Raw genomic sequence first — 20,344 nt, 5'->3', positions numbered from 1 at the left:
AGTATCCAACCCGGAACAAGGAGGAACCGTGCCAGATAGGACAACGACGCCCGATGCGCCGACGCCGCGCGGACGCAAACGCGATCACTCCCGCGACGGCGACATCCTGGACGCGACAGTCGAGGTTCTCGCCGAGCACGGCTACGACGGAATGACGATGGATATGGTCGCTGCCCGCGCGAAAGCCGGAAAGGCCACGGTGTACCGGCGGTGGCCGTCGAAGGCGCACATGATCGTCGACGCCGTCGCGCGTGTGTCCAAACAAGAAGTCGACGTCGACGAGCTGCCGGACTCGGGAACCCTTCGGGGCGATCTCAAGGCCTTGATGCGCCCGGAGGCGTTCGACAGCGGCAACAAACAGCTGAAGATCATGAGTGCGGTGGCAAGCATGCTTGCCGCCCAGGACGATTCAGAATTGGCAGCGTCGATATCCGGCACCAATCCGTGGATCGCAGCCAATCGCATCATGATCGAACGTGCCGTCGCGCGTGCTGAAATCGCCGCCGACACGGACGTCGAGTTCATGGCCCGAGTCATTCCCGCCATGTGCTATTACCGCGTGACCGTGGAGGGTCGCTCCCTCGATCCCGAGCACGTACTCACACTGATCGACACTCTGCTGCTGCCAGCACTGACAAACCCATCCGACACCACAGAAGGTGGACAATGAAGTACCGAACCCTCGGACGAACCGGTGTACGAGTGAGCAACCTCTGTCTGGGCACCATGATGTTCGGAACGTGGGGCAACAAGGATCACGACGAATCGATCCGAGTCGTGCACCGCGCGCTCGACGCCGGAATCAACATGATCGACACCGCAGATCTGTACTCACACGGTGAAGCCGAGACAATCGTCGGAAAGGCTCTGGCCGGCGGACGCAGAGACAATGTGGTGCTGGCGAGCAAATTCCACAACCCCATGGGCGACGACGTCAACGCACGAGGAAACTCCCGCCGTTGGATCGTGCAAGCCGTCGAGAACAGTCTCCGCAGACTACAGACCGACCATCTCGATCTGTACCAAGTGCACCGCCCCGATCCGGACACCGACATCGAAGAGACATTGGGCGCGCTGACCGATCTGCAACGAGCCGGAAAGATCCGGTACTTCGGCACAACGACGTACCCCGCACACGAACTCGTCACTGCACAATGGACCTCGGAACGGCGAAATTTCGGCCGCTTCGTCACCGAGCAGCCTCCCTACTCACTGTTCGCACGAGGAATCGAAGCCGACGTTCTCCCCGTCGCACAACAACTTGCTCTCGGAGTCCTGGTCTGGAGTCCGCTCGGCGGGGGCTGGCTTTCCGGTGCATACAGAAAGGACTCCCCCGACTTCGTCAGCGACCGAAACAAGCTCATGCCCGGCCTGTTCGACATCACCGCACCGCACAACGCGGGCAAGTTGGACGCCGCCGAAGCCCTCGCACTCCTCGCCGAGGAACTCGGCATCTCGCTCATTCATCTCGCACTTGGATTCGTTCTGTCCCACCCGGCTGTGACCGCAGCCATCATCGGCCCCATGAACGTCGATCAACTCGAAAGTCAGCTCGCGGCCAGTGATCTCGTGCTCGAACACGAGACACTCGATCGCATCGACGACATCGTCTTCCCCGGCCGCAACATGACCGAGCGCGACGCGGGCTACCTTCCCCCTGCCATCGTGCAGTCTTCTCTGCGTCGGCGCTGAACCTCCGACCCGACAGCGGGCCCACAGAAAGAGTCGTCGCATGAGTCGCCCTCCGGAGACCGCTCCCGGCAACGAGATTCACTGCCCGGCGGAAGCGAACAACCCAACAAAGCACCATCCCCTCGCCGACAGCCCACCGTTCGTTCAGATGTTCTTCGAAGCCACGACCGATGGACACACCTCGAACAGCAACCGTTGAGACACAGGCCTCACCTACATTCCCGCAGTGCTGACCTCCGGTCGAGGCTCGAACACTCGACGCCTCGACCGGCTGCACAATGCTCGGCAGCGGATGCACCGAATGGACTCAGCCCCCACAACGGCCTGCGCTCGTCTTCTCGATTTCACATAGGCGCAACTGAAAAAGGCGGCCTCGGATTTCTCCGAGACCGCCTTTGAAACTGCATTGTCGGGCTGACAGGATTTGAACCTGCGACCACTTGACCCCCAGTCAAGTGCGCTACCAAGCTGCGCCACAGCCCGCCGCGCCGGTTAAGGCGCTCGATGAGATTACCCCAGCCCCACCCCTGACACGAAATCGCCTGGTCAGGGGTGGGCGGAGAATCTATCGGCGGTTGTTGCCCTTGCCCGGCCGCTCGCGCTTTTCGCGGATACGGACCGAGACACGGACGGGGCTGCCGTCGAAGCCGAACTCTTCACGCAGACGCCGCTCGATGAACCGGCGGTAGCCGGCCTCGAGGAAGCCTGTGGTGAACAGAACGAATGTCGGCGGACGGGTGGTCGCCTGGGTGGCGAACATGATTCTCGGCAGACGCCCACCACGCATCGGCGGGGGCGTCGCGGCGACGACCTCCTTGAGCCAGTTGTTGAGCCTGCCGGTGGGGATTCGCTTGTCCCAGGATTCGAGAGCTGTTTCGAGGGCCGGAACGAGCTTCTGCACGGCCCTGCCGGTGTGCGCGGAGATGTTGACACGCTGCGCCCACGGCACCCGAGCGAGATCGCGATCTATCTCCTTCTCCAACTGCAGTCGACGGTCCTCGTCCACGAGGTCCCACTTGTTGAACGCCAGCACGAGCGCACGGCCCGCGTCGGCGACCATCGACAGAACACGCAGATCCTGCTCCGAGATGACCTGTGACGAGTCGATGAGCAGGATTGCGACCTCGGCGGCCTCGATGGCCGATTTCGTCCGCAGCGACGCGTAGAACTCGGCGCCGCTGGCATGGCTGACTCGCTTGCGCAGGCCGGCCGTATCGACGAAACGCCATGTCTTACCGCCCAATTCGACGAGGGAGTCGACGGGATCGACGGTCGTACCTGCAACGTCGTGCACAACGGATCGCTCGTCGCCGGACAGCTTGTTGATCAACGACGACTTGCCGACGTTGGGCTTACCGACCAAGGCGACTCGTCTCGGACCGCCGCCGGGAATACCTTCGCGGGGAGTTTCCGGGAGCGCTTCGAGAACGCGATCGAGCAGATCACCGGTGCCGCGGCCGTGCGTCGCCGACACCGCATTCGGCTCGCCGAGGCCGAGCGACCACAGTGATGCAACCTCGGACTCGGTGCGTCCGTCGTCGACCTTGTTGGCCACCAACAGCACCGGAGTTTTCGAGCGGCGCAGCACTCGCGCAACCGCTTCGTCGGTCGTCGTCGACCCGACGCGTGCGTCGACGACGAGCAGAATCGCGTCGGCGGTGTTCATCGCCAACTCGGCCTGGCGCGCAACGGACTGCTGCAGTCCCTTGGCGTCGGGCTCCCACCCGCCGGTGTCCTGCACCAGGAACCGACGTCCGGCCCAGTTGGCCTCGTAGGACACTCGGTCACGCGTGACGCCGGGAATGTCCTCGACAACTGCTTCGCGTCGGCCGATGATGCGGTTGACCAGCGTCGACTTTCCCACGTTGGGCCGTCCGACGACTGCGAGAGTCGGGACTGCGACCGCTGCCTCTGCATCGTCACCGTCGACGTAATCGAGAAGGTCCCACTCCCCCTCTTCGCTCCACGTGCCGTCGCCTGCGACCTCGCCTGCGTAGAATTCCTCGGTCACTGCTTCACTCCAGTTCTGTCGTGCACAACCTGGAGCAACGCGTCGATGACGCCGTCCATGCCCAGATCGCTGGTATCCACGATCACGGAATCCTCGGCAGGCCGCAACGGAGATACGGCGCGAGTGGAATCCGCATGATCGCGGCGTTGGACGTCGGCGAGAACTGCCTCGTAATCGTCGACCCGTCCCTGAGAGATGTTCTGTTTGTTGCGTCGGTCCGCCCGTGCTTCCGGCGACGCCGTCAGGAAGACCTTGACGTCGGCGTCGGTCAACACGACGGTCCCGATGTCGCGACCCTCCACGACGATCCGCGGAAACGACGCCGAGATGTCGCGCTGCTTCTGCACCAGGAGCTCCCGCACCCGAGGAACGGCCGACACAGCAGAGACCGCCTTGGTGACGGCCTCTCCTCGGATCTCCTCCGAAACGTCCTCACCTGCAAGAGTGACTGCCTCCGCCGCGGGGTCGGTGCCGATGTCCAGAGGAAGCGTCGCGACGACGTCGGCCACCTTCTCCGAATCCGTCGGATCGATTCCGGCGCGCAGCACCCACACCGTCGCCACGCGGTACATCGCACCGGTGTCGAGGTACCGAGCGTCGAGTGCCGTGGCGAGCTTGCGCGAGACCGTCGACTTACCGGTTCCCGACGGCCCGTCCATGGCAATGACCAGCCCGTCGATGCCGAGATCGTTCATCACAGACCGACCGACTCGTAGAGCTTGCCGACCTCGCCGCGTCCCAGCACACGCAACGTGCCGGGACGCTGGTCGCCGAGAGCAACGTTGCCGACGTCGGTGCGCACGAGGCGACCGACCGGGAATCCGACCGAGTCGAACAGGCGCCTGACGATGTGCTTGCGGCCCTCGTGCAGCGTGACGCGCACGAGTGACAGGCCGTTGGAGATGTCGAGGAGCGCGAACCCGTCGACCTTCACCGGACCGTCGTCGAGGGTGACGCCGGCCTTGAGCTTCTTGCCCAGATCCCGCGGGATCGCGCCGAACAACGTGGCCAGGTAGGTCTTCGACACCTCGTACGACGGATGCATCAAGCGGTGAGCAAGATCACCGTCGTTGGTGAAGAGCAGAAGGCCCTCGGTGTCGGCATCGAGACGTCCGACGTGGAACAGTCGCTGCCCTGCCTGCACGCGCTCGGAGACGATGTCGCCGACGCACGGGCGTCCCAGATCGTCGGACATGGTGCACTGCCATCCACGCGGCTTGTTCATCGCGAGGTGAACGAGTTCTTCCTTCACGACGATGCGTGTGCCGTCGACGCGGACGATCGCGACGTCCGGATCGATCCGGATTCCCTGCTCGGTGACGATGCGGCCGTCGACCTCGACGCGACCGTCGGCGATCAGTTCTTCGGCAGCCCGGCGCGATGCGACACCGGCCTGAGCGAGCACCTTCTGCAGACGCACACCCTCACCGCGCGGGACGTGACGCCGCTTGGCGTCGGGCTCGATGTACTGGTGCTTCGCGGGCTTCGCGTTGGAAATGGTGGTCGACGGAGCCTGCTTCTTCTGCGGCTTCGGTGGCTTGGGCCGAGAGGGCTTCTTGCGCGGCACTGCGTCGTTGCTGCGATCGTTGATGCCACTGTCGACCGGCTTGTTCTCGAAGGGTTTGCGCTGGTCGACGCCTTTGCGCGGGACAGCCTTGCGGGGTCCTCCGGCGCGGGGTGCATCGTCCCTGCGTCGGTTCTCGCGCGGATCCTCCGACCGTCCGGTCGTCGGCTTCCTACGCGGAGCCTGTCGTTTGTTCCTGTCCGGTGTGCCATCACGGCGAGCGGGCTTGTTCACTTCTTTACCTATCAGTCGTCCGAGTCGAGCTCGGCTACCGGATCGGGTTTCGATCCGCGGTTCTTGGTGGAGCGGGTGACTCTCGGGTCGGTATCCATGCTGTCACTGATCTCGTCGATCAGGTCCACTCCCGGCAACAACGGTGCCAGCGGTGGCAGATCCGTGAGCGAAGCCAGACCGAGCCGTTCGAGGAACAACTCGGTTGTGGAGTACATGGTTGCGTTCGATTCCGGATCCACTCCAGCTTCCGAAATCAGTCCGCGAGCGAGCAACGTGCGCATCACTCCGTCGACGTTGACCCCTCGCACGGCGCTGACTCGCGCGCGGGTCAACGGTTGACGATATGCGATAACGGCGAGAGTCTCCAATGCCGCGCGTGTGAGCTTGGACCGAGCGCCGTCGAGAAGCAGCCTCTCCACGTACGGCGCGTACACCGTGCGCGTGTAGAAACGCCAGCCGTCACCGGCGTATCGGAGATCGATTCCGCTGCGTCGTTCGGTCAGATCCGCGGACATCCTCTGGAGAATCGGCTTCACGCGTCCGACATCGCTCCCGACGGCCGACGCCAACTGCTCGTTCGATGCCGGCGAATCCACCACCAGCAGGACGGCCTCCAGAGCCGAGACGAGCGTGGCGTCGTCCAGCTCGTCCGTCTCCTCCGCAGACTCCACGTCGAGCGGCTGTTGCTCATCCATAATCCACCGCCGAGACCAGAACCTGCCCCGACTTCTCCTTACCCGTCCACGTCACCAACAGCTCACCCAGCGGCTCGGGCTGCTCGAACGCCAGAACCTGCTCGCGAAACAACTCGAGCAGCGCAAGGAACCGCGCGACGATCTCCACGGTGTGTTCGCATCCCTCGGTCAGCTCCGAGAACGGCGTCCATGCGCCCTCGCCTTTGCTCTCCAGCCGTTCCATGACCCACTTCGCCTGCTCGGGAACCGACACCGAGTGCTGGTGAATGTGATCGAGACCGACCTTCGGGATCGGCTTCGGCCGGAAGGCAGCCGCCGCGATGTCCGCAAATCGAGCTGCATCGACGCCCAACAGCACCTCGGGGATCAGGTCGGTGTAGCGGTCCTCCACGGAGACCGACCGCGGATACCGACGCAGGGCTGCTGCCTCGAGCTCGCCGAAGAGCTGAGCAACCTGCTTGTACGCCCGATACTGCAACAACCGCGCGAACAGAAGATCGCGCACTTCGAGAAGGGCAAGATCCTCGGCGTCCTCGACATCACCCGACGGCAGCAGCCTCGCCGCTTTCAGATCCAGCAGAGTCGCCGCGACGACCAGAAACTCCGTCGTCTGATCGAGGCCCATCTCCTTGCCCAGGCTCTTGGTGAAGGAGATGAAATCGTCGGTGACAGTGTGCAGCGCGACTTCGGTGACGTCGAGGCGATGCTGACTGATCAGTGTGAGGAGGAGATCGAACGGCCCCTCGAAGTTGAGCAGCCGAACACGAAAACGCGACGGGTCCTCGTTCTCGGGTACTTCGATCGGCGTGGTCTCGGTGGCGGTGTCGGTCATCGGTTACGGACCGGAACGGTAGATGACCTCACGGGCCAACGACCGATAGGCTTGTGCACCAGACGATTTGGGCGCCCAGGTGGTGATCGGCTCGCCGGCGACGGACGTCTCGGGGAACCGGACCGTCCGAGTGATCACCGTGTCGTAGACGACGTCGCCGAACACCTCGACGACACGAGTCATGACCTCACGCGAATGCAGCGTCCTCGCGTCGAACATCGTCACCACGATGCCGGCCAGCTTCAGCCGAGGATTCAGCCTGTCGCGCACCTTCTCGACGGTGTCGTTGAGCAGCGCCAGACCGCGCAGACTGAAGTACTCGCACTCCATCGGAATGAGCACCTCGTCGGCGCAGGTGAGTGCGTTGACGGTGAGCAGACCCAGGGACGGCTGGCAGTCGATGAGCACGTAGTCGTACCGATCGAGCACCGGATGCAGAACCCGACCGAGCGTCTGCTCGCGGCCCACCTCGGTCACCAACTGGATCTCGGCTGCCGACAGGTCGATGTTGCTCGGCAGGAGATCCAGATTCTCCACCCGCGTGCGCATCAGGACGTCGTCGGCGGAAATCTTCGGTTCGACGAGCAGGTTGTAGACCGTCAGATCCAGCTCGTGGTGCGCGACGCCGAGGCCGGCCGACAACGCACCCTGAGGGTCGAGATCGACGAGCAGGACACGCCTGCCGTAGGCGGCAAGCGACGCACCGAGGTTGATCGTCGACGTCGTCTTGCCGACGCCACCCTTCTGGTTGCACATCGCGATGATCTTCGCGGGACCGTGCTTCGCCAAGGGCTGGGGATCGGGGACCTCCCTGGTCTTGCGACCGGTCGGGCCTAATTCGGTTGCCGCAGGAATGGTTTCTCTCGTCTCACGGCTGGTGTCGGGCTGACGCGTATGGAACAACGCGCCTTCGTTGTGCGGATGCTGGGGCGTGAGGCCGTCGGGAGTGGCCTCGTAGCTTCGATAGGACGAGTCACTCGCCGGAGCCGAGTGCGTGGCCGGGCCCTGCGGTGCCGGTGGAGCGGGAGGCGTAGGGGTCGACTCTTCCCAGGTCTTCTCCGAACCAGACTCCGCCGCTGGCGGCCACGGTGTCGACACGTCTCCAGCGCTCCCCTGTCCGTTCGTACTGTGCGATTCTTCCTTCGCGACTGCTGTCCAACGCTACCGCGTGCTCGGTCGACACCTTCGCCGGACACGCGCAAAGCATGTCACCGGGCGCGCGGATGCGCCTCGGCCCACACTTCACGAAGCGTGTTGACGGTGACAAGGGTGTAGATCTGCGTCGTCGTCACCGATGCGTGCCCGAGAAGCTCCTGAACGACGCGCACATCCGCACCACCGTCGAGCAGGTGCGTAGCGAACGAATGCCGCAATGTGTGCGGGGAGACCGCGGTGGCGATACCGGCCCGTTCCGCCGCCGTGTGCAGCACCTGCCACGCACTCTGCCGTGACAACCGCCCGCTCCGAGCATTGAGAAAGAGCGCAGGAGTCGCCTTCTTCGCCAGCGCCGGTCGACCCCGCACGAGATACGCGTCGACGGCGTCGACCGCCGGACGGCCGATCGGTACGACGCGCTGCTTGTCGCCCTTGCCGCGCAGCAGTACCGCACGGTTGTCGGTGTCGATGTCGTCGACGTCGAGGCCTACGGCTTCCGAGATACGAGCGCCCGTCGAGTAGAGCAACTCGAGTAGCGCCTTGTCCCGCAGCCCTCTCGGAGCGTCGGCGCCGTCCGTCGTCGCAGCGTCGAGAATCGCGATGACCTGATCCAGCGGCAGAGACTTGGGTAACCGACGACTGGGCGTCGGCGGCTTGACCGCCCTCGCCACGTCGACGCGGGTGAAGCCTTCGAGTGCCGCGAACTTGTGCAGCCCGCGGACCGCGATGAGGGTGCGCGCGGCGGAACTCGCAGCGAGAGGTGGAAACTCGTCTCCCCCACGTCGGAGCTCGATGACGAACGCGGTGACGTCCTGTTCGCCGACGGCTCCGAGATCGTCGATGTGATGCCCGGACAGGAAGGCCTCGTACCGCCGAAGATCCCGGCGGTACGAGGACAGAGTGTTCTTCGCAGCACCGCGCTCGACCTCGAGGTGATCGAGATACGCGGATATCTGCTTCGCCAGCACCCCTGACCTATCCGTGAGAACGCTTCCGCAGCTCGAAGGTCGTCGGAAGATCCGGCCACGGGGCGTCGGCGGGCCGCAGCGGCGTCGACCCAGCCCTGGACGCTGCCAAGGCGAGGATCCCCGACACCGCGGAGGCGTTGATGAACTCGCCGGACAGGGCGCGTTGGACGGCTTCGGTCAACGGGACGAATTGCAGCACCAAGTCCGCTTCTTCGTCCCGTGCTTCCGGGCGGTCCACCTCGGACAGATCTTCCGCGAGGAAGATCCGCACACACTCGTCGGTGAAGCCTGGCGACGCCGTCACGTCGACGAGCACCGACCACGTGTCCGCGGCAAGACCGGTCTCCTCGGCCAGTTCGCGCTTGGCGGCGTCGACAGGTGGCTCGTCGAGCTCGTCGAGCAGACCGGCAGGCAGCTCCCACAGGCGCCGACCGATCGGGTGACGGTACTGCTCGATCATCGCGACGCGGTCCGACGAGTCGAGTGCCACGATCGCCACAGCGCCGTGATGTTCGACGACCTCACGCTCGGCCACACGTCCGCCCGGCATCTCGACCTGGTCGAGCCGAAGCGCCAGAATTGCACCCTCGTACACGGTTTTGGTTGCGACGGTGGTGAACTCGTGGCGGTCCTGCGGACTCGAGCCGGATTCCGAAGTGGTCATCCGACGCTTTCGGTAGTGGCACCGGACACCGGGAACTCGGAATCCTTGGTGGCCTCTTCACCGTGCACATCGACCGGAAGACGCTCGGCGGCCTTGTACTTCAACGCCGCATTGATCAGTGCCGCGAAGAGCGGATGCGGACGCGTCGGGCGGCTCTTCAGCTCGGGGTGAGCCTGCGTACCGACGAAGAACGGATGCACCGACGCGGGCAGCTCGACGAACTCCACGAGGTGGCCGTCGGGTGAAGTCCCGCTGAAGACCAAGCCGCTCTTGGAGATTCGGTCACGGTAGGTGTTGTTGACCTCGTACCGATGACGGTGACGCTCGGACACCTCCGTCGCACCGTACGCACCGGCCACGACAGATCCCTTGTTCAACTTCGCCGGGTAGGCACCCAGACGCATCGTTCCACCGAGATCTGCCTCACCGGCGACAGCATCCTCCTGGTCCGCCATCGTCGAGATGACGGCGTACTTCGTGTCCGGCTCGAACTCGGCCGAATTGGCGTCGGTCAAGCCCACCGAGCGCGCCGCCTCGATGACCATGCACTGCAACCCGAGGCACAACCCCAGCAGCGGAACCTTCCGTGTCCGCGCGAACTCGATAGCTCCGAGCTTGCCCTCGATACCGCGAATACCGAACCCTCCGGGAATCAGCACCGCATCGACATCGCCCAAGGCAGCATGCGCACCGGCAGGCGTCGCGCATTCGTCGGACGGCACCCACTTGATCTCGACCTTCGACCGGTGCGCGAAACCTCCGGCACGAAGCGCCTCGGTGACCGACAGGTAAGCGTCGGGTAGATCGACGTACTTGCCGACGAGGCCGACACGCACCGTCTCGCGGGGCTCGTGAACACGCTCGAGGAGACCGCCCCACACCGTCCAGTCGACGTCACGGAACGGAAGTCCGAGCTTGCGGACGACGTACGCGTCCAGGCCTTCCTTGTGCAGGACCTTCGGGATGTCGTAGATCGACGGCGCGTCGGGGGTGGAGATGCAGCCGTCGACGTCGACGTCGCACATGAGCGCGATCTTGTTCTTGAGGCCCGGAGTGACCTCCCGATCGCAGCGCAGAATCAACGCGTCCGGCTGAATACCGATGCTGCGCAGCGCCGCGACGGAGTGTTGCGTCGGCTTGGTCTTCAGCTCGCCCGACGGGGCGAGGAACGGAACCAGCGACACATGCAGAAAGAAGACGTTCTCGCGTCCGACGTCGTGACGGACCTGGCGAGCGGCCTCGAGGAACGGCTGCGACTCGATATCGCCGACAGTGCCGCCGATCTCGGTGATGACGACGTCGGGCTGATGCCCCTGCAGATCCGGCCCGTTCATCGCAAGGATGCGACTCTTGATCTCGTCGGTGATGTGCGGGATGACCTGAACGGTGTCTCCCAGGTACTCACCGCGGCGTTCCTTGGCGATCACGGCAGAGTAGACCTGACCGGTGGTGACGTTCGCGAACCCGGAGAGATCGCGATCGAGGAACCGCTCGTAGTGGCCGACGTCCAGGTCCGTCTCCGCGCCGTCCTCGGTCACGAAGACCTCGCCGTGCTGGAACGGATTCATGGTGCCCGGATCCACGTTGAGGTAGGGATCGAGCTTCTGCATGGTGACGCGAAGGCCACGTGCGGTCAGTAGCTGCCCGAGGCTCGACGCCGTGAGGCCCTTGCCGAGCGAAGACGCAACGCCTCCGCTGACGAAGATGTGCTTGGTGTCAGATCGCGACTGAAGGCGTGACAATGATGCTCCCGTGACCAATCTGCAGGGCTTGCTCCTGCCAGAGAGCTGACAAGAGAGGTACAACGTCCATAATGGGCCTGCTACCCACGGGTCTTCACGGTAACACCACTACGGCAGTTCACGCGAACGACTCGCCACTTCTGTGCTGCGAGTTACCGCGCGGGGGCCCCCACCGTCACTGCCGTCGAGTTGGCCCCGGTGCCGTACCGCCCCGCAGCACCGTCCAATTGCTCCTGCAGCGCGAGGGTTGTCGTGATCCGTCCCGCCTCACGGTCGACGTTGTCGACCGTGCTCACGCCCGTGGACAACGCCGGATCTGCCCGCACGACGGCGACCGGCCCGTTCCCGTTCGCGGCTCCGGTGCGACCGGCAAGAACCGTGCCCGCTCCCCGGGCGTCGAGTCCGCCGGCGAACCTCGCGACGATCGCACCTCGATTGCCGTCACCGTCCTCGGAACTACCACCGGTGACGACCACTGCGAGCTGAGCGGGTGCAACAGCACCGTTGTCGTACGCGATGAACCCGCCGCTGCGCAGCGTCTCGAGAGCCAACGCGAGCTCTTCCGGCGTCGACTGAGGCTCTGCGGTCTGTGCGTTCAGCAACAACACCGAACCGAGCAGATCGCCGGCCATGCTGCCCTGATCCACTGCACCCGTGCGCAATTGAATCCCGGCAGGCACCACGTTGGTGAGGCGCGTCCGCAGATCGTCGCCGCTCGCAGCGGAGACGAACGAATCGGTGAGCGACACCCGGCCCGTCACCGCAGCACCCGACGCCTCGATGGACCGCGTCACGCCGTCGACGTCGCCTGGGTCCGCGTCGGGAGTGGTGATGACGACGACACTCCTGTCCAGCAACGCGTCGCGTACGACGCGGCCTGACACCGCAGCGTCGAAACCGTCCGCGGAGTTCAGCTGCTCGCCGAGTTGATTGTTGGTGTCCTGCAGCGCACCGACTTCGTTCTCGAGATCGGTCTTGTCGTCGCGAAGGCCCGAGACGAGGCCGCTCGACAGCAACCCGGAACCGAGAACCACGCCGATCGCGAGAGCAACGAAGATCGCCGCGATCGAAATGGCATGTTGACGCATCGAAATCACGCGAGCAGCCCCTGAACCCACGTCGCGAACTGATTCCAGAGGTTCACAGCCCAATCGAGCACGTCGCCGCCCATGTTGGACACCACCAGAGCGACGATCACCGCAACCAGAGCCGCAAGAATCAGCAGTGCGATGGCCCCGCCGGAGACGCGACTGCGATACAGAGTCGCAACGGCTTTGGCGTCCACCAACTTCGCGCCCACCTTCAGTCGGGTCATGAACGCCGCGGGATTGGTATTGCGGCGACCGCGGTCGAAGAACTCGTCCAGACTTGCCGGGCTACCGACGGTGACGATCAACGACGCCCCGTGGTGGTCGGCCAGCAGCAGTGCCAGATCGGCGGGCGCGCCCGTCGCCGGGAACGTCATCGCGCCGATGCCCAGATCCTGGATGCGCTCGAGACCGTTGGCATGACCGTCGGAGTCGGCAGGAAGAACGACCTCCGCGCCGGACTTGAGGGTCTGCGCCGTGATCTCCTCGGGGTCTCCGACGATCAGATCGGGTCGGTATCCCGCCTTCATCGCCGTGTCCGCGCCGGCGCCGACACCGATGATGATCGGCTGGTACTCCTTGATGAACGGCTTGAGATTCTTCAGATCCTCGGCGTGACCGGGACCGTCGGCCACCACCACGACATGGCGATCCTGCAACACGATGTCGATGTCCGGCACACCGACACCGTCGATCAGCAACGGACTCTCGGTGCGGATGAACTCGATCGTGTTGCCCGAGAACGCCTCCAGATGGTCGACCAGACCGGTCTTGGCCTCGATCATCCGATCGGAGATCTCGGCTTCGCTCTGCTCCTCACCTTTGGCGAGGCGACGGTCGCCCGTGTAGACGCCGCCGTCGTTCAAGCGGATCTTCGACCCGTCCTTGATCTTCTTGAACACCTCGGCGCCGGCCGAGTCGATCAGGGTGATGCCGTTCGCGACGATCACCTCGGGTCCGAGATTGGGGTACCTTCCCGAGATCGACGGGGAGGCGTTGACGACCGCCAGCACACCCGCCGAAACGAGCGCATCCGCCGTCAGCCTGTCCAGATCGAGCTCGTCGAGCACGACGATGTCCCCTGGACCGACGCGTTTCAGCAGCTTGGCAGTGTTGCGATCGACCCGGGCGATACCACTGATTCCGGGCAGCGAATCCTGATTGCGTGACAGCAGAGCCGGCATCTTCATGGCACCCATGATGACGCCGACGACACGCCCGACGGTGGAGGCGCGCCGAACCAATTACCACACTGGTCACATCTGTACCAGCAGGAGTGGAGCCTGCAGGAATGACCGGAAGGAAGGAGTGGAGCCTGCAGGGATGACCGGATCGAAGCTGCGGCGGTTATTTTTGTCGGTCTGCGCGGGCGGTGGCGAGTAGTTCTTCTGCGTGGGCCCGACCGGTTTCGGTGTCGTCCAGACCTGCCAACATTCGGGCCAACTCGACGACTCTTTCCGACGAGGACAGTGTTTTCACGCCGCTGTTGGCAGCGCCCTTCTTCGTGTCCGCTTTGTCGACCACCAGATGTGTGTCGGCGAATGCAGCTACCTGAGGCAGGTGAGTGACGACGATGACCTGGTGCGTCCTCGCCAGGCGAGCCAGCCGTCGTCCGACCTCGACCGCTGCGCGACCACCGACACCGGCATCGACCTCGTCGAAGACCATGGTGGCGCCCTTGTCGGACCCTGCCAACACGACCTCGAGCGCCAACATCACGCGGGACAGTTCGCCGCCTGAGGCGCTCTTGCTGATGGGTAGCGCCTGAGCCCCGTCGTGCGCCGACAGTTTGAACTCGACCTCGTCGACACCGCTGGCACCGGCATGAAGCTCTGCACCGTCGACCGACAGCGGCGCGGAGTCCTGGGGTCCGGCGGGGATCGTGCGCAGATCCAGCTGCAATTTGGCTTTGCCCATCGCCAGACCCGCCAGCTCCGTGCTGACGGCTTTGGCCAGCTTCGCGGCTGCCTTGGCTCGCGCAGCCGTCAGTTTGCTCGCTGCCGCGGACACCTCGACCGCAGCGGATTCGACCTTCGCGGACAATTCGGCGAGAGCGTCGGCCGACACATCGATCTTCGACAGACGATCACGCGCATCGTCGGCCCACGCGATGACACCGTCGACATCCGCTGCGTACTTCCGCGTCAACGACTTCAGCTCGGACTGACGGTTGAGCATCGTCTCGAGCGCGGACGGATCGGACGGTAGGTCGGAGAGGTAGCTCGTGATGTCCGCGCCGATATCGGTGACCAACGCCAACGCGTCGTTCAGCCGGGGCAGCAGATCGGTCAACGTGGTGTCGTCGGTCTGTTCAAGCCTTGTTCTGGCCTCGCCCAGAAGATGAAGAGCCGAAATGCCGTCGCCGACGTCGTCCGCAGCCCCCACCAGCGCTGCGCCGGCACCTTCGGCGGCTTCGCGCAGCGAATCCAGGTCGCCGAGCCGTCGCACGTCGGAGGCGATGGTGACGTCCTCGCCCATCTCGGGCGCGATGGCATCGATCTCCTGTAGGCCGAACTGCAACCGGTCGGCTTCCTGTGCCAGCTCGCGGCTGCGCTCGGTGCGGTCGATGAGTTCGGTTCTGGCAGCGAGCCACTCGGTGCGTGCGGTGCGATACTTCTTCAGCGGCGTGGCGACCGAGTCACCTGCGAACCGGTCGAGCGCATCGAGCTGACGGTCCGCGCGGAGCAGCCGCAACTGATCGTTCTGGCCATGGACGGTCAGCAACGAATCGGTGAAGCCGGACAGAATTGCTGCCGGGACACTTCTGCCCCCGAGGTGGGCGCGCGATCGTCCGTCTGCGTTGACGGTCCGCAACGCGATGATGGAGTCGTCCTCGTCGCGCTGAGCCCCGGCCGATTCGAGTACACGCTCGACCTCGTCGACAACTTGCGCCGACGCGGTTTCGGTGCTGAACCTGCCCTCGACGACTGCACGATCGGCGCCGAGGCGCACCCTGCCTGCGTCGGCGCGGGCACCCGACAGCAGGTGCAGGCTCGTGACGACCATCGTCTTGCCCGCACCCGTTTCACCGGTCAGGACTGTGAGTCCTTCGTGGAACTGTGCGCTTGCAGTTGAAATGACTCCGAGGCTGTCGATTCGAATCTCTTCGAGCATGCTTACCTCGCTCTCCCCCGCCATCCTGATGTAGGTAGCGCGAACTTGGTGACCATTCGATCGGCGAACGGTGCCGAATCCAGGCGAACCCACCGAATCGGCGTGCCCCCACGGATGACTTCGACGCGGCCGCCGGCAGGCAACTTCATAGTTCTACGTCCATCACAGAACACCAACGCGTCGTGCCCGGCGGCATCCGTTTCCACGGCGATGAACGACTCAGGACTGGTCACCAAAGGACGCGCGAACAACGCGTGCGCATTGCTGGGGATGACCAGAATCGCCTCCAACTCGGGCCACACCACCGGACCGCCGGCAGAGAAGGCATACGCCGTCGACCCTGTGGGCGTCGCGATCAACACCCCGTCGCAGCCAAACGCGGAGACGGGACGATCGTCGACCTCCAACACGACCTCGAGTACGCCGAGGCGTGAACCGTTCTCGATGCTGGCCTCGTTCAAGGCCCAGCCTCGCTCGACAACCCGGTCGCCGACGCGCACCGCGATGTCCAGCGTCATTCGCTGCTCGACGCGGTACTCCCGACTCACCACTCGGGTGAGTACCTCTTCGAGATTCTCTGCCTCCGCTTCGGCAAGGAACCCGATACGTCCGAGATTGATCCCCAACACCGGAATGTCCGCGCTGCGTGCAAGTTCCGCTGCCCGCAGAAACGTACCGTCCCCGCCCAGCACCAGCACCAGCTCACAACCCGCAGCGGCGTCGGGACCGAACTCGACGACCGACAGTTCCAGATCTGCACCAAGTGTCACGTCGGTACCGGAAGGGCCGACGGCTTCGATACGCGACGAATCCACCTCGTCCAACAACACGCGCAGGCGAATGCCCGCTTCACCCAGCACCTTCGCGACCCGTCTGGCGGTGTCGGCGATCTCGCGACGACCCGGATGAGCGACCAGCAAGACCTCGCGCACCGGAGTAGTCGCCGGAACGAAAGTCATTGTGGGCCCTCCTCGACCGCGCGTTCTACCAAGGCCTGCACATCGGCCTCCGCAGCAGGTTCCTGCGCGGACGAGTGCGATCGTAGCCACAAAAAATACTCGACGTTGCCCGAGGGACCGGGAAGCGGACTCGCCGTCACGTCCCGAAGCGACAAGTTCAGCTCGGCAGCGGCTCGTGCCACGTCGACGACCGTCTCGATGCGCAGCTGCGGATCACGAACCACACCGCCTGAACCGACACGGTCCTTGCCGACCTCGAACTGCGGCTTCACCATCAAGGCCAAGTCCGCATCGGGCGCCGTGCACGCCACGAACGCAGGCAACACCAGTTTGAGCGAGATGAACGACAGGTCCGCGACCACGACCTCGACACGACCTCCGATCGTGTCCGCATCGATGGAACGCACGTTGGTTCGATCGACGACATGAACCCGCTCGTCGGACTGCAAGCGCCAGACGAGTTGGCCGTATCCGACGTCGACAGCGACGACTTCCTTCGCGTCCTTGCTCAGCAGAACGTCGGTGAACCCGCCCGTCGACGCGCCTGCATCGAGGCACCGTTTGCCCGCGACCGAGAAGCCATCTCGCTCGAACACCTCGAGTGCTCCCAGAAGCTTGTGTGCACCTCTCGACGCCCACTGAGTTTCGTTTTCGGCCTCCGACACCAGCAACGGCGTACCGGCCTCCACGGCCGTCGCAGGCTTGGTTGCTACCGTTCCCGAGATCTTCACCCGCCCGGCAGCGATCAGCTCCACAGCGTGTTCCCTCGAGCGCGCCAGGCCACGACGAACGAGCTCGGCGTCGACGCGTGCGCGTCGTGCCATGTCAGCTCTTGTCCACGGAGGAGAGCGCATGAACGAGGACGTCGTGCGCCCGTCCGAGAATCTGCGCCTGAACGTTCAGATCCATCGGTGCGTCGCCCTCACCCGGCAGCCGGTCCAGCAAAGCGTCGACCTCCGACACGACGGCGCTCGGGTCGACATCGGGGGTCGCTGAATCCTGCGGGCGGTGCTGCCCTGGAAGTGGAATCGACGTGCTCATCGACGCTAACGCTATCGGATAGGTCCGACGTGTGCCCGAGCGCCCGACGCCGCGCCGGTTACGTAAGCAGTCGAGCGAGCACCTCGGTGCCGACCCCGTCGACCGTCACGGTGTTCCACTCTCGATCGGAACGATACGCAGCGTCGGCTACTGTCAGGAGTCCGTCCACGGTATCCGGTGCGTCGGTTCCCCTGTAGGTCACCACCAGCGCAGCGTCCCGGACCTCAGCGGACCAACCTTGCTTCGCCCCGACCCGAGACTTGTCGGAGGGCAGATTCAGCACGTCGAGGTCGAAACCGATGTGCGTCGGACGCTCCGACGGCACCGCACGCACCGCATCCAACGCACTGCTGACGCCGGTGAGCACGAGCAGCGACGGAATGCCGATGGTGCAGGCACCGGCGATGTCCGTGTCCAACCTGTCGCCGACGACCAGCGGGCTCGCAGCCTCACTCAATCGAATGGCGTCCTGCATGATGGGCGCCGCCGGCTTTCCTGCCACCAGCGGCTCGCTGCCGGTCGCCGTTCGAACGGCAGCGACCATCGATCCGTTGCCGGGCGCAAGACCTCTTTCGGTCGGCAGGGTCGCGTCGGTGTTGGTGGCTACCCACACAGCTCCTCCGCGGATGGCGAACGCGGCTTCGGCGAGAACTCCCCAATCCGTCGCCGGATTGTGCCCCTGAACGACGGCAGCAGGCTCGCCCTCGGCTCGACGAACCGGACTCAGACCCACCAGTGAAATCTCCGCCGACAATGCATCCGTGCCGACCACCACGACCGTCGAGCCGGCAGGGACACGCTCAGCGAGCATCCGAGCAGCGACCTGGGCACTGGTCACCACGAACTCCTCCGACGTATCGAACCCGAGCTCGACGAGATGCTGCGCAACATCCGACGGCGACCGACTCGCATTGTTGGTGACGAAATACTGCTTCTCGATACGCCCGGAGTCCTCCGAACGACCGCGCAGGTACTCCACCGCTCCCGGAATCGGATCCTTGCCCTGGTAGACGGTGCCGTCCAGATCGAGCAACAGAACGTCGTGTTGAGACCTCAGAACCGAATCAGTGGTCACTGCCCGGACAGCTCCTCGACGCGCTCCTCGGCGTCCGTCTCTCCGTCGACGTCGGCTGCGGCCGCGTTGAGGAACCACTTGACGCCCTCTTCGACGCGGCCCGCCGCCACCAGAGCGTCGGCGTACACGTAGAACAGCCGCGCAGCCGCGGTGCCCGAACGCGATGCATCGAGATCAGGAGTCTGCAGCGTCACCACTGCCTGATCGAATTGGCTCAGATCCATACGCGCACCGGCAACGACGATACGCAGCTCCGACGCCGCCTCACCGGTCAGCTCCCGCGCCTCGTCGCTTCGACCGAGTTCGATAGCTCGCTCCGGACGACCCAAGCCGCGCTCGCAATCCGCCATCACCGCCAGATGGCCCGGTCCACCGGCCATACGACGAGCTGCACGGAGCTCGGACAGAGCCTCCGCCCACTCACCGGCGTGATAAGCGGTCACACCTGCAGTCTCGCGGACCACGGCGATACGCCCCGCCCGCTGCCGCGCAGCACGCGCATGCTGCAGCGCGAGTTGCGGATCGTCGTCGAGCAAGCGGCTCGCCATCACGAGATGCCGTGCAACAGCAGTGGCATTGTTCTTGTCGAGACTCAACAGATCACGACGGATCGCAGGCTCGAGTTGACCGGCCTCGACCTCGTCGGGCAGATCCGGCTCCTCGGGACGCGGCGGACGCCTGTCCGCGGGTCCGCTTCCCCTGCGATCGCCTGAGAATCCGCCTTCACCGCCTCGACGACGAGGAGGCCCGTCGGACCTACCTCCACCGCCCTCGCCTCGACGAGGATTGCCCGAACGGCCTGCGCCACCGCCGGCACGGCCCCGCGAATCGTTGAAGCGAGGGTTTCCGTCGCCACGGAAGGAGCGGCGGTCGTTGCTGTCTTCCGGCACAACGGGTCCTTTCTATAAAGAGATAAAGCTCTGCGTCGGTCGACCGACACCGTTCATCCAAACAGAGAATGGGTTGAAAACTGAAAATTGCAGACCCCCGATGTGGGTTACGCAACTACACATGCGCAACGACCAGAACATAGACGCATCCACTCGTACTGCTTCGGACCTCTGGTTTCGTACTGAGTCTCCGGGTCCGGAAGGGTCGATTCACCCTCGTGTTGTGCGTGTGGCGGTGGTGGTGTCAGCGCACATTCGGGGGGTGTTTTCGTGGGTGCTCGACCGGTGTCCGAGGGGGTCCTGCACGGTGGGGTGTTTTTGGTTCGGGTATGCAGAACACCCCCGGGGACCGTGTGGTTCCCGGGGGTGTTCTGTGAAAGTGTGTTCGGCGGTGTCCTACTCTCCCACACCCTGTCGGGTGCAGTACCATCGGCGCTGGAGGGCTTAGCTTCCGGGTTCGGAATGGGACCGGGCGTTTCCCCTCCGCTATGGCCGCCGTAACTCTGTGAAACAGTGTCACGAACGAACCGAAGTCGGAGACACACACAGTGTGTGTGTTCGTTCTTGGTTTTCATGTAGTTGTGTACCTGAAAATACAACTTTCGTGTGTTGTTTCAGAT

19 protein-coding genes, 1 tRNA gene and 1 rRNA gene are annotated in these 20,344 nt (G+C 64.4%); 2 read left to right on the top strand and 19 right to left on the bottom strand.

Annotated elements, in window-relative coordinates; genetic code table 11:
• The first annotated feature begins 28 nt into the window (after positions 1–28).
• Both H292_RS0125275 and H292_RS0125270 read left to right on the top strand, forming a co-directional pair.
• Positions 29–670 carry a TetR/AcrR family transcriptional regulator gene (locus tag H292_RS0125275; RefSeq protein WP_020113243.1) on the top strand — a complete coding sequence of 214 codons (642 nt, stop codon included), beginning with the start codon at positions 29–31 and terminating at the stop codon, positions 668–670.
• Positions 667–1,692, top strand: coding sequence for an aldo/keto reductase (locus H292_RS0125270; RefSeq protein WP_020113242.1), 1,026 nt, complete (start codon positions 667–669; stop codon positions 1,690–1,692). The genes H292_RS0125275 and H292_RS0125270 overlap by 4 nt, the downstream gene beginning before the upstream one ends.
• Before the next feature lie 409 nt (positions 1,693–2,101).
• Here the strand turns inward: H292_RS0125270 and H292_RS0125260 are convergent.
• From H292_RS0125260 to rrf, 19 genes are all read right to left on the bottom strand, one after another.
• A tRNA-Pro gene (locus H292_RS0125260) sits at positions 2,102–2,175 on the bottom strand.
• A gap of 82 nt (positions 2,176–2,257) precedes the next feature.
• Positions 2,258–3,703, bottom strand: a complete 1,446-nt coding sequence (gene der / locus H292_RS0125255) for a ribosome biogenesis GTPase Der (RefSeq protein ID WP_019667868.1) — start codon at positions 3,701–3,703, stop codon at positions 2,258–2,260.
• Positions 3,700–4,398 carry a (d)CMP kinase gene (gene cmk, locus H292_RS0125250; RefSeq protein ID WP_020113240.1) on the bottom strand — a complete coding sequence of 233 codons (699 nt, stop codon included), beginning with the start codon at positions 4,396–4,398 and terminating at the stop codon, positions 3,700–3,702. Before cmk ends, der begins: the two co-directional genes overlap by 4 nt.
• On the bottom strand, positions 4,398–5,501 hold the full coding sequence (locus H292_RS0125245) for a pseudouridine synthase (RefSeq protein ID WP_019667870.1): 1,104 nt from the start codon (positions 5,499–5,501) through the stop codon (positions 4,398–4,400). The genes cmk and H292_RS0125245 overlap by 1 nt, the downstream gene beginning before the upstream one ends.
• 11 nt (positions 5,502–5,512) lie before the next feature.
• Positions 5,513–6,196 (bottom strand): SMC-Scp complex subunit ScpB, encoded by a 684-nt coding sequence (scpB, locus tag H292_RS0125240; RefSeq protein ID WP_019667871.1) that lies wholly within the window; start codon positions 6,194–6,196, stop codon positions 5,513–5,515.
• Positions 6,189–7,028, bottom strand: coding sequence for a segregation and condensation protein A (locus tag H292_RS0125235; protein ID WP_019667872.1), 840 nt, complete (start codon positions 7,026–7,028; stop codon positions 6,189–6,191). The genes scpB and H292_RS0125235 overlap by 8 nt, the downstream gene beginning before the upstream one ends.
• A 3-nt stretch (positions 7,029–7,031) precedes the next feature.
• Positions 7,032–7,931, bottom strand: a complete 900-nt coding sequence (locus H292_RS0125230; RefSeq protein WP_026348255.1) for a ParA family protein — start codon at positions 7,929–7,931, stop codon at positions 7,032–7,034.
• 305 nt (positions 7,932–8,236) lie between these two features.
• Entirely contained in the window at positions 8,237–9,151 is a 915-nt protein-coding gene (xerD, locus tag H292_RS0125220; RefSeq protein WP_020113238.1) for a site-specific tyrosine recombinase XerD, read from the bottom strand.
• Between the two features lie 7 nt (positions 9,152–9,158).
• Complete coding sequence (locus H292_RS0125215) at positions 9,159–9,815, bottom strand: NUDIX domain-containing protein (RefSeq protein ID WP_020113237.1); 657 nt, start codon at positions 9,813–9,815, stop codon at positions 9,159–9,161.
• Entirely contained in the window at positions 9,812–11,557 is a 1,746-nt protein-coding gene (locus H292_RS0125210) for a CTP synthase (RefSeq protein ID WP_020113236.1), read from the bottom strand. The genes H292_RS0125215 and H292_RS0125210 overlap by 4 nt, the downstream gene beginning before the upstream one ends.
• Positions 11,558–11,709: 152 nt before the next feature.
• Positions 11,710–12,654 (bottom strand): copper transporter, encoded by a 945-nt coding sequence (locus H292_RS0125205; RefSeq protein WP_026348256.1) that lies wholly within the window; start codon positions 12,652–12,654, stop codon positions 11,710–11,712.
• A complete protein-coding gene (gene steA / locus H292_RS0125200) occupies positions 12,651–13,835 on the bottom strand; it encodes a putative cytokinetic ring protein SteA (protein ID WP_026348257.1) in 1,185 nt (394 codons plus the stop codon). The genes H292_RS0125205 and steA overlap by 4 nt, the downstream gene beginning before the upstream one ends.
• A 157-nt stretch (positions 13,836–13,992) precedes the next feature.
• Positions 13,993–15,759 carry a DNA repair protein RecN gene (gene recN, locus H292_RS0125195; protein WP_027499081.1) on the bottom strand — a complete coding sequence of 589 codons (1,767 nt, stop codon included), beginning with the start codon at positions 15,757–15,759 and terminating at the stop codon, positions 13,993–13,995.
• A 2-nt stretch (positions 15,760–15,761) separates the two neighbouring features.
• A complete protein-coding gene (locus tag H292_RS0125190; protein WP_020113233.1) occupies positions 15,762–16,718 on the bottom strand; it encodes an NAD kinase in 957 nt (318 codons plus the stop codon).
• Positions 16,715–17,542 carry a TlyA family RNA methyltransferase gene (locus tag H292_RS0125185; RefSeq protein ID WP_020113232.1) on the bottom strand — a complete coding sequence of 276 codons (828 nt, stop codon included), beginning with the start codon at positions 17,540–17,542 and terminating at the stop codon, positions 16,715–16,717. The genes H292_RS0125190 and H292_RS0125185 overlap by 4 nt, the downstream gene beginning before the upstream one ends.
• 1 nt (position 17,543) lies before the next feature.
• A complete protein-coding gene (locus H292_RS0125180) occupies positions 17,544–17,759 on the bottom strand; it encodes a hypothetical protein (RefSeq protein ID WP_019667883.1) in 216 nt (71 codons plus the stop codon).
• A 58-nt stretch (positions 17,760–17,817) separates the two neighbouring features.
• Positions 17,818–18,834 (bottom strand): HAD-IIA family hydrolase, encoded by a 1,017-nt coding sequence (locus H292_RS0125175; protein WP_020113231.1) that lies wholly within the window; start codon positions 18,832–18,834, stop codon positions 17,818–17,820.
• A complete protein-coding gene (locus tag H292_RS27995; protein ID WP_020113230.1) occupies positions 18,831–19,724 on the bottom strand; it encodes a hypothetical protein in 894 nt (297 codons plus the stop codon). The genes H292_RS0125175 and H292_RS27995 overlap by 4 nt, the downstream gene beginning before the upstream one ends.
• Positions 19,725–20,107: 383 nt before the next feature.
• Positions 20,108–20,224: ribosomal RNA gene (rrf, locus tag H292_RS0125165) — 5S ribosomal RNA — on the bottom strand.
• Between the last annotated feature and the right edge of the window lie 120 nt (positions 20,225–20,344).

This window comes from Rhodococcus sp. 114MFTsu3.1, assembly GCF_000383555.1.
Lineage (GTDB): Bacteria > Actinomycetota > Actinomycetes > Mycobacteriales > Mycobacteriaceae > Rhodococcoides > Rhodococcoides fascians_E.
The sequence above is the reverse complement of the archived record's forward strand: the minus strand, read 5'-3'. Positions and strand labels throughout refer to the sequence as shown.

Excerpts from the sequence above, each read along its gene's own strand:
- H292_RS0125180 (WP_019667883.1), bottom strand. The coding sequence starts at position 17,759 with ATGAGCACGTCGATTCCACTTCCAGGGCAGCACCGCCCGCAGGATTCA.
- cmk (WP_020113240.1), bottom strand. The coding sequence starts at position 4,398 with ATGAACGATCTCGGCATCGACGGGCTGGTCATTGCCATGGACGGGCCG.
- H292_RS0125270 (WP_020113242.1), top strand. The coding sequence starts at position 667 with ATGAAGTACCGAACCCTCGGACGAACCGGTGTACGAGTGAGCAACCTC.
- scpB (WP_019667871.1), bottom strand. The coding sequence starts at position 6,196 with ATGGATGAGCAACAGCCGCTCGACGTGGAGTCTGCGGAGGAGACGGAC.
- H292_RS0125190 (WP_020113233.1), bottom strand. The coding sequence starts at position 16,718 with ATGACTTTCGTTCCGGCGACTACTCCGGTGCGCGAGGTCTTGCTGGTC.
- H292_RS0125215 (WP_020113237.1), bottom strand. The coding sequence starts at position 9,815 with ATGACCACTTCGGAATCCGGCTCGAGTCCGCAGGACCGCCACGAGTTC.
- steA (WP_026348257.1), bottom strand. The coding sequence starts at position 13,835 with ATGAAGATGCCGGCTCTGCTGTCACGCAATCAGGATTCGCTGCCCGGA.
- H292_RS0125185 (WP_020113232.1), bottom strand. The coding sequence starts at position 17,542 with ATGGCACGACGCGCACGCGTCGACGCCGAGCTCGTTCGTCGTGGCCTG.
- H292_RS0125235 (WP_019667872.1), bottom strand. The coding sequence starts at position 7,028 with ATGACCGACACCGCCACCGAGACCACGCCGATCGAAGTACCCGAGAAC.
- recN (WP_027499081.1), bottom strand. The coding sequence starts at position 15,759 with ATGCTCGAAGAGATTCGAATCGACAGCCTCGGAGTCATTTCAACTGCA.